Origin of the sequence: Methanomethylovorans sp. PtaU1.Bin093 (assembly GCF_002067275.1) — an archaeon.
Lineage (GTDB): Archaea > Halobacteriota > Methanosarcinia > Methanosarcinales > Methanosarcinaceae > Methanomethylovorans.
The window spans coordinates 1-9,354 of record NZ_MVQX01000071.1 but is presented as its reverse complement, the minus strand read 5'-3'; the positions used below and the strand labels follow the sequence as shown (position 1 = coordinate 9,354).

The following is a 9,354-nucleotide window of genomic DNA, read 5'->3' as shown; positions in this document are numbered from 1 at the left end:
GCCTGATATTTTGTTCAAGTGGTAGTGACATACCGGTCATTCTGATTATAATAGTATCGCTTGATTGCGAAAATTATATTTAACATCCTCACACATTTGCAGTTACAATAGACTTAAGACCATTTTAAAAGTGATAGACACATGGTACTAACAAAAGATTATTCACGCAATGAATTGATGCATTACCTTGATCTTGCGCCCCTGGACATAGAGATCTGCGATGTGACACTGCGCGATGGGGAACAAACTCCCGGTGTAGTGTTTACGAGGGAGGAGAAAATAGACATAGCAACTGAGCTGGATGCTATCGGGGTCGAGATAATTGAGTCCGGTTTCCCTGTGGTCTCACAGACCGAAAAGGAAATCGTTAAAGAGATAGCTAACATGGGCCTCAATTCAAAAACATGTTGTCTGGCACGCTCCAGGGTGAGCGATGTGGAGACAGCTATTGAATGTGATGTGGACTTTGTAAGCATTTTCATTGCTATGTCAGAACTTCATCTCAAGCACAAATACCATAAAAGCTATGAGGAGATGTTCGGACTTGCCATGGAAGCCGTACAATATGCAAAGGACCACGGACTGGGAGTGCGGTTTGCTGCAGAGGACGGGAGCAGAACTGACATAGAGACGCTGAAACGTGCGTTCCTCGCCGCAGAGGACTATAAAGTGAACTATGTAAGTATTGCAGATACTATCGGCATCCTTAACCCAAGCACCACCTATTACCTTGTAAAGGAAATAAAAAAAGTTGTGAAAACCCCCGTTTGTATACATTGCCATGACGACATTGGCATGGCCACGGCCAATACGCTGGCAGCTGCAGAAGCAGGTGCCAAACAACTGCATACCACTGTGAATGGCATAGGGGAGAGAGCAGGTAACGCTTCACTGGAAGAAGTGCTTGTAGCCCTAAGGGTCCAATACGATATTGACAGATATGACACCAGAAAACTCACAGGCCTTTCAAAGAAAGTGGAAAGATATTCCGGGATCAAGCCCGGAGTTACAAAAGCAGTTATAGGAGAGCATGCATTTTCTCATGAATCGGGTATCCATGTATGTGCCATACTGGAAGAACCAAGGACCTATGAACTGTTCAGTCCGGAGATGGTCGGTGGCCAGCGCCGTCTGATAGTTGGCAAGCACACTGGGATAAAAGCACTGAAAGGCATCGTGAAAAGCATGGGCCATGACCTTAGCCATGAGGCACTATGCGCACTTATAGAAAAGGTAAAGAACAGTGCAGAAACAAAATACGGTATTTCCAGTGAAAGACTTGAAGAGATGATCAACGAGGTCAAGGGAACTTGACCTGTGCTTTATTCAGGTATAACCTCTACTTCCGTAGCACGTTTTGTCTTTTCAGGAGCGCTTGTGTAGAAATCGTCATCATGGAAATTCATTTGATTATTCTCAAGTATGATGACATAATCTGCAGAATTCCTGAGAGCCGCAGAGAATCCTGGCTCCACTCCAAAAAGAATGGTTTCTTTTCCGTTCTCATTTGCCTTGCTTAAAAGTGGCTTGAAGTCAGCATCCCTGGTGACAAGGGCCAGAGTATCTATGGTAGGATTGAAAACGAGTTCCATTCCTTCCACTGCAAGACGTACATCAACATCGCTTGAACATATGATCGGCTCGAAACCGTTGTTCTCAATGGCCTCCACGAGTTTATCAGAGGCATACTGGTTGAGAAAGACCCTGCCTACCTTCACATTGCCATACTCTTTAAGCACATCCCTGATCTCTTCGAGGTTTACATTGAACTCCTTACGAAGAACATTAGGCCCATCTACCAGAAGACCTATCCGGCGCCTACCCACCTCTTTTTTTGTGCTGAGGTATCTGACAATGGAATTTAATCCGGTCTTTACGTTCTGCATATTGTCCTCACTATATTGTATAAATGTTGTATAAATTACTATTATTACTTAAAATAACCATGTAATTAGTATTATACGCCAATTGAGTTTTATAGTTTTGTGTAGGCTACTGATGTTTTTGATGAAAGCGGTCATACATATTTCTCAAAAAGCTTATCCATAGATGTTCCTGTTACGCTCACATTCTCCAACTCTGGTTCCACTAGCCGGAAATAATTGATCATCCATTGGCCCTGCTTTCTGCGGGTATAAACTATCTCCCCTCCTTTTTCAGCAAGCTGGTCCAGAACTTCTTTGAACTGGCTAAGCTCCATCTCAGAAAGTTCTATGAAACTAATACCCTCATATAGCCAGTTGTATACTTCAAGAAGGAACACTTCGCGCACTCTTTTAAGACCCTCGGTCTCCATGAAGTCCTGTTTATAGACCGTCCTTTTCAGTTCAGGGGACCAGCCTGCAAACACTTCACGCATGTCGATAAAAGTAACAGGGACAGCTTCACCTTCAGCAGGCCTTGGATAGCTTGTCCTTAAGTGTTTCTGGCTATCCAGATCACCACCTTCGATAATAACTGTTATATGCACTATTATATTTTCTCATATTGCGCTTAATGCGGAAGCCTATGAACAAGCCTACAAGGATACCGCTCAGATGGGCAGTATGAGCTACCATATCGTTCGATCCTATCAATGCAAAGTCCAGCAGTGCAAAGAGCAGCAATGCATATTTTATTTGCATGGGTATGAAATAAACGTAAACCCTCAGGTCAGGGGCAAGCACCGTAAGAGTGGCAAAAACACCCAGAATGGCACCACTTGCTCCCACCACAGACGAGTAGGGATTTGAAACCGTGAGGGAATATCCTATAGCTGCGACAATGCCTGAAACAAAGTAGACTCCCAAAAACCTGCTATTGCCAATTCTATTCTCCAGTTCGCGCCCGAAGAAGAACAGCACAAGCATATTGAAGAACAGATGGCCAAAATCCACATGCAGGAACATATGGGTCACAATCGTCCAGGGCTGTGCCAGCATAAATGCAGGCGTGAGCTTAAAAAGATCAAAGTATCTGACTCCCAGGAAAATGTTCCCGACAAAGAACGATACCAAACAAATATAGATGATAGCCATTGAAGGACTGTTCTTCATTGAACTCATAATACTACCCCAAATGCCCTTGGCAAGTCCCTTTGCAGCTTTTTTGGTCGTGGTGCGGAGCATATCTTTGAATATGTCATCAGTATCTTTGTTGATGTTACTGTCAGTGTATCCGGAATGACGTTGGGCAAATTCCAGTCCCGGGCATGCATGCTGTTCCGGCAACCTGTGTGCTGCACAGAAGGCCTTTCCGCAATACCTGCACCTGAAAGGTAAAAGTTCTCTTTTACCACATATCCAGCAACTGTCATCCGAATCCTTCGCCAAATTATCCTCTATTTACCTAGAGACACATAAAATAAAACTGTTTCTGAGAGAACTATGCTACTGATTGTCAAGAATAATCGTGATATTTGCGGAAACTTTATATGATACTATTACCAATATAAGTTCCAGTCCACTGCAATTTGCTTCTTTTTTGTAATAACGTTTTATTAGCTCATATTATGTACAAATATATCACAATCAATCGTGATAAATAGGGGAATGTTTTTATAGGCGCTTGTGCATTAGGATGCAACTAAATACTAGTATAAAAGTATTACGCATTGTATTTTTTGTAACATTTGTTGCTATTAAAAAGTCTACAAGTATGCAGTGGGACAAAAAGAGGGCCAAACACATGACTAAAATATCAACAGGCAAGTTCTCCCTTGAGGACCTGGAGAACGTCCAGATCACGATCAACAACATAGTTGGTGCCATAGAGACAAAAGCCGAAGAGGAAGGTATTGAAACCGGACCTACACCAAAACCCGGTGTATCCGGCCTGAGGGATTGGGACTATAAATTGCTGTCCCGCTATCAGCCAGTATACACTCCTGTTTGTGATCAATGCTGTTACTGTACGTATGGCAAGTGTGATCTCGGTGGAAATAAAGAAGGAGCGTGCGGTATTGACCTGGCTACACATCAGTCAAGAGAGTTCCTTTTGAGGGTCATCACCGGTGCAGCTGCGCACTCAGCTCATGGTCGTCACCTGCTGCATCACCTGATAGGGGTACATGGAAGAGACCACCCCATTGATATGGGACCTTCAAACCTGTTCGCTCCCAACACTCAGCTGGTAACAGGCATCATGCCTAAAACCTTGGGTGATCTCGAAGAAGTTGTGGCATATGTCGAAGAGCAACTAATGCAGCTTCTCTCTACGATCCATGCCGGACAGGAAGGTTCAGCTCTTGACTTCGAATCCAAAGCACTGCACGGAGGAATGCTGGACCATGTAGGCATGGAAGTTTCCGATATTGCTCAGGTCTCATGCCTCGGTATGCCTAAATCCGACCCAGACGTCTCCCTTGCAGAGATCGGCATGGGATGTATAGATTCAACAAAACCTGTACTGCTGGTCATAGGACATAATGTTGCAGGAGTAACTTACATTATGGACTATATGGAAGAGCACTCCCTTAACGACAAGATAGAGCTTGCCGGACTGTGCTGTACAGCTATCGACATGACCCGTTACAAGACGGAGGACCGCAGTCAGCCAAGGACAAAGGTTATAGGCTCCATGGCAAAAGAGCTCAAGATGATACGTTCTGCTGCTCCGGATGTTATTGTTGTGGACGAGCAATGTGTCAGACCTGATGTTCTTGATGAGGCAAAGAAACTGTTCATACCTGTGATCACAACTAACGAAAAGATCATGTACGGTCTTCCCAACAGATCAAACGATACTGCCGACCAGATAATCGATGACCTTTCCAGCGGGAAGGAACCTGGAGCACTTATACTGAATTTCGATCTGCTTGGAGAAGTGGCTCCCCGCCTTGCCATGAAGATGGCACCCATAAGAGATGCAAAGGGTATCAAGTCCCTGCCTTCTGAGGAAGAACTGAAAAAATTGACCTCTGCATGTGTGCAGTGCGGTGCCTGTGAACTGGTATGCCCCAACAACCTGCCCATAATGAACGCTATGGTAGCAGCCGCTGAGGGAGACATCACCAAATTCGAGAAGCTCCATGATCATTGTATAGCTTGCGGACGCTGTGACCCTGTATGTCCAAAGGGTATTCCGATCCTCAATGTGATCGAAAAGGCTGCACAGAAGGTTATCCGCGAGGAGAAAGGCAAGATGAGGGCAGGCAGAGGCCAGATAAGTGACCCGGAGATCCGCGAGGAGGGCGTCAATCTTGTACTGGGTACTACTCCGGGCATCGTGGCAATGGTCGGCTGCTCCAACTATCCGGAAGGCACAAAGGACCTGTACACTGTTGCCAATGAGATGCTCCAGAGGAATTACATCGTGGTCATGTCCGGGTGTTCTGCCATGGACCTGGGCATGTACAAGGACGAAGAAGGTCAGACCCTCTATGAGAAATATCCAGCCAAGTTCCTGGCAGGTAACCTCATAAATGTGGGTTCATGTGTTTCTAACTCGCACATCACAGGTACTGCCATCAAAGTGGCCGCTATATTCGCCCAGAGGAACATCACAGGTAACTTTGAGGAAATAGCAGACTACATAATGAACCGTATCGGTGCGGTGGGTGTGGCATGGGGTGCATATTCCCAGAAAGCTGCAGCCATAGGTACAGGGTGTAACAGACTAGGTATACCGGTCATAGTAGGACCGCATGGTTCCAAGTACAGACGTGCACTCATTGGTAAACCCTACAATGAAGAGGACTGGAAAGTATACGATGCGCGTAACGGAGAGGAAATGCCGATCCCATCTTCACCGGAGTTCCTGCTTACGACCGCAGAGACCATCGAAGAGCTCATGCCCATGATCGCAAAGAACTGTATCAGGCCAAGTGATAACAACATGGGGCGCATGATCAAGCTCACTCACTATATCGAGCTCAGCCAGAAGTATCTGGGTCATCTGCCTGAGGACTGGTACAAGTTCGTGAGGATAGAGACTGACCTGCCTCTTGCAAAGCGTGAGGAATTGCTGAAGATCCTGGAAAAGGAGCATGGATGGGAGATCGACTGGAAGAAGAAGAAGATCATCTCCGGTCCTACCATGAAGCTCGATGTGTCTGCACAACCTACAAATGTCAAAAGGCTCTGTAAGGAGAGTGTGTGCTGATGGTGGATACTACAAAGAACACAATGATATATACTACCTGGGGGTCCAGAAATGCAAAACCTGTGCAGCCTTCAGTGGCTGCCAAACTTATTTCCAAAGCCAAGAGACCACTCCTGGTAGTCGGTGCGGATGCCCTTGACAGCGACGTGATCTCCAAGGCCATAGAACTAGGCAAAAAAGGTATACAGATCGCTGCAACAGGTCATTCCATGCAAGGTTTCAAGAACCAGAACGTAAATGCAAAATACATCAATATCCATTTCCTTGCTACTTATCTAGGTGACAAGAACTGGAAAGGACTGGATGGTCAGGGTTCCTATGATATGGTGATCTTCCTCGGACACAAAAAATACTATGTGAACCAGGTACTGTCAGGTCTGAAGAACTTCACTGACATCAAGACACTGGCAATAGACAGGCACTATTTACAGAATGCAGATATGTCCTTCGGAAATCTGAAACCTGATGACCATCTGGCAGCACTTGATGAGCTCATAGCTAACCTTTAAATCATGATCTAGAAATCACGGAGAAAATAAAATGGCAGATGAATTCCCTTTTGAGATATCTCCTATGTTCGAGGGAGAAAGGATTAGAAAGGATAATATGCACGTTGAACTTGCCGGTCCGAAATCCATTGGTTTTGAACTGGTACGAGCAGCTGATATGAACGATGTGGAAGATGGCAAGTTCACACTTATCGGTCCTGACCTTGCAGACATGGCCGAAGGCTCCAGATATCCTATTGCCATGATCTACAAGATAGCAGGCGAACTGGTGGAAACCGACCTGGAATCCATTGTCGAAAGGAGGAACCATGAGTTCCAGAACTATATCCAGGGCCTTATGCACCTCAACCAGAGAGATGACGTATGGCTAAGGGTAAGCAAGGAAGCTGTAAAAAAAGGTCTTACTTCCTTTGAACAGGTCGCAAAGGCCATTATGATGCTCTTCAAGAACGAGCTCCCATTCATAGAGAAAGTGGAAACCGTGTATATCACAGATCAGGCAGAGATCGAAAAAGAGATAGAGAACGCCAGAGCTGTATATAAGGCAAGGGATGACAGGACAAAAGGTCTGCATGATGAAGATGTGGACACGTTCTATGGCTGTACCCTGTGCCAGTCCTTTGCACCGACAAATGTCTGTGTCATCACGCCTGACAGGATATCCCTGTGCGGAGCCATCAACTGGTTCGACGGAAGGGCAGCCGCCAAGGTGGATCCTGAAGGTCCGCAGTTCGCTATAGAAAAGGGAGAACTTCTGGATGCTGCATCAGGTGAGTATTCCGGTGTTAACGAGCATGCAAAGCGCTTATCCAGTGGGGAATACGACAGGCTCAAGTTGCATTCTTTCTTCGAATATCCCCACACTTCATGTGGCTGCTTCGAGGTAGTAGGTTTCTATGTGCCTGAAGTTGACGGTATTGGCTGGGTGGATAGGGACTTTGCAGGAACTGCACCCAATGGTTTGCAGTTCTCCACCATGGCAGGACAGACAGGCGGAGGTAAACAGGTAGTGGGTTTCCTGGGTATCGGTGTCAACTATTTCCGTTCACCGAAGTTCATCAGCGCCGATGGAGGATGGGAGCGCGTTGTATGGATGCCCAGCATGCTGAAACAGAAAGTGCTGGATAGTATTCCTGCAGAGCTGAAGGATAAGATCGCAACTGACGAAGATGTGAAAGATGTTGAAGCCTTAAAGAACTTCCTAAAAGAGAAAGATCATCCAGTGGTCAAGAGATGGGTGGTCGAAGAGGAAGAAGCTCCTGCAGAAGAGGAAGAAGCAGCCGGTCAGGCTCCTCAGGCACAGTATCAGCAGCCTATGCAATATATTCCACAGCAGATGCCAGCAGGCTTTATGCCTGCCATGCCAATGATGGGTGGCTCCGGCACCGGCGGTGTGAAGATAGTGCTTAAGAACGCAAAGGTGACCGTAGACAAGATAATCATAAAGAAAATAGAATAATAGAGGCCTATTGTGACCAGAATAATCGCAGTGACAGGGAAAGGGGGGACTGGCAAGACAGCCATCACCACCTTACTCATCCGCCACCTCACCAGAGGTAACAAAGTAGTTCTGGCAGTGGATGCCGACCCTGACACAAATCTTCCGGAGACGCTGGGATGTGAGGTGCAAAGGACAATTGGTGATGTGAAAGAATTCATGCACGAAGAGCGTGACAATCTGCCTCCCGATGTCAACAAGCAGTCCATTCTGGAGTCCAAGCTCTACGAGATACTGGAAGAGATGCCCGGCTATGACCTGCTGGTCATGGGCAGGCCTGAAGGTTCCGGGTGTTATTGCTATGTCAATAACCTGCTGCGGGGTATAATGAACAAGCTCGTAGGCAACTATGACGTCCTTATAATCGATACCGAGGCCGGACTTGAACATTTCAGCAGGAAGATATTCAAGCAGGTGGATGACCTTATTGTAGTTACAGATGGGTCCCGCAGAGGACTGGGAACTGCTGAACGCATCCGCGAACTGGTCGGGGAACTGGAAACAGATGTGAACCACATATATGTGATCGCTAACAAGGTCACTGACACTACCCGTGGAACAATTATAAATACCGCTGCAGAACTGGGACTGGAACTTATAGGTATGGTCCCGATGGACGAGATGATAGTACAAAGAGACCTTGCAGGACAGCCGCTTATGGAACTTCCGGACGACTCGCCTGCTGTCAAGGAAGTAGAGAATATCTCCCGGAAACTGAATTTATAACGCTCTCTTGATTTATGGTGGAATGCATATGACAAAGAAGACCAAACTGACCGATATCACTGAACTTTTCAAGGATTTTGATATCGAAGCCCTTGAAGGTGTAACCATTGAGGGTGATATCGAATTGAATATCACTGGCGGTGGAGGACTTAACCCTGCACTGGCCTATGCACTGGGACAGGAGATCTCACATATCTCCCTGCACATGGCCAATATAGGCAGGATACTGGGATACCCCGTAGACCAGCTGTTTGCACAGGCTTTGGGGATGGGAGTTGCCGGTGCCCCTTCGCCTGTGAGCGAAATGGCTGCTGCAAAGACCAGGATGCAGGAATTGCTGGCTGCAAAGTTCGAAGTGGCGTCAGTAAAGAACTGGACCAATCCCATACAGGAAGTCACCCTGGGTGCCACTTCCGCAGATGGGGGCTCCAGGAAGAGCACGATCACGCTGGGTGGAGAGAACGCTCTGCCATATTACTTTGATGCGGAAATGCCTCACCGCAACTATATCACCATGGATGTTTTTGACATGCCCATTGG

8 protein-coding genes and 1 pseudogene are annotated in these 9,354 nt (G+C 46.5%); 6 read left to right on the top strand and 3 right to left on the bottom strand.

Annotated elements, in window-relative coordinates:
- Nucleotides 1-141: 141 nt before the first annotated feature.
- Nucleotides 142-1,314: a homocitrate synthase family protein gene (locus A4E24_RS08160; RefSeq protein ID WP_292352789.1), complete on the top strand. Its 1,173-nt coding sequence runs from the start codon at nt 142-144 to the stop codon at nt 1,312-1,314.
- An 8-nt stretch (nt 1,315-1,322) separates the two neighbouring features.
- On the opposite strand, the gene A4E24_RS08155 is transcribed toward A4E24_RS08160, so the two are convergent.
- The 3 genes from A4E24_RS08155 to A4E24_RS08145 all read right to left on the bottom strand — a co-directional run bounded on the left by A4E24_RS08155 (nt 1,323) and on the right by A4E24_RS08145 (nt 3,311).
- Nucleotides 1,323-1,886, bottom strand: coding sequence for a TIGR00288 family NYN domain-containing protein (locus A4E24_RS08155; RefSeq protein ID WP_292352788.1), 564 nt, complete (start codon nt 1,884-1,886; stop codon nt 1,323-1,325).
- A 131-nt stretch (nt 1,887-2,017) separates the two neighbouring features.
- Entirely contained in the window at nt 2,018-2,470 is a 453-nt protein-coding gene (locus A4E24_RS08150; protein WP_292352787.1) for a hypothetical protein, read from the bottom strand.
- The gene (locus A4E24_RS08145) at nt 2,439-3,311 is read right to left on the bottom strand and encodes a rhomboid family intramembrane serine protease (protein WP_292352786.1); all 873 of its coding nucleotides are present in this window, start codon (nt 3,309-3,311) and stop codon (nt 2,439-2,441) included. Before A4E24_RS08145 ends, A4E24_RS08150 begins: the two co-directional genes overlap by 32 nt.
- 355 nt (nt 3,312-3,666) lie before the next feature.
- On the opposite strand from A4E24_RS08145, the gene cdhA reads away from it, so the two are divergent.
- The 5 genes and pseudogenes from cdhA to A4E24_RS08120 form a co-directional block, all read left to right on the top strand.
- Complete coding sequence (gene cdhA, locus A4E24_RS08140; RefSeq protein ID WP_292352785.1) at nt 3,667-6,081, top strand: CO dehydrogenase/acetyl-CoA synthase complex subunit alpha; 2,415 nt, start codon at nt 3,667-3,669, stop codon at nt 6,079-6,081.
- On the top strand, nt 6,081-6,590 hold the full coding sequence (gene cdhB, locus A4E24_RS08135; protein WP_292352784.1) for a CO dehydrogenase/acetyl-CoA synthase complex subunit epsilon: 510 nt from the start codon (nt 6,081-6,083) through the stop codon (nt 6,588-6,590). Before cdhA ends, cdhB begins: the two co-directional genes overlap by 1 nt.
- Nucleotides 6,591-6,621: 31 nt before the next feature.
- The gene (gene cdhC, locus A4E24_RS08130; RefSeq protein WP_292352783.1) at nt 6,622-8,049 is read left to right on the top strand and encodes a CO dehydrogenase/CO-methylating acetyl-CoA synthase complex subunit beta; all 1,428 of its coding nucleotides are present in this window, start codon (nt 6,622-6,624) and stop codon (nt 8,047-8,049) included.
- A 12-nt stretch (nt 8,050-8,061) separates the two neighbouring features.
- A complete protein-coding gene (locus A4E24_RS08125) occupies nt 8,062-8,814 on the top strand; it encodes an AAA family ATPase (RefSeq protein ID WP_292352782.1) in 753 nt (250 codons plus the stop codon).
- A gap of 28 nt (nt 8,815-8,842) precedes the next feature.
- A pseudogene (locus tag A4E24_RS08120) lies at nt 8,843-9,354 on the top strand (acetyl-CoA synthase subunit delta); the annotation flags it as partial.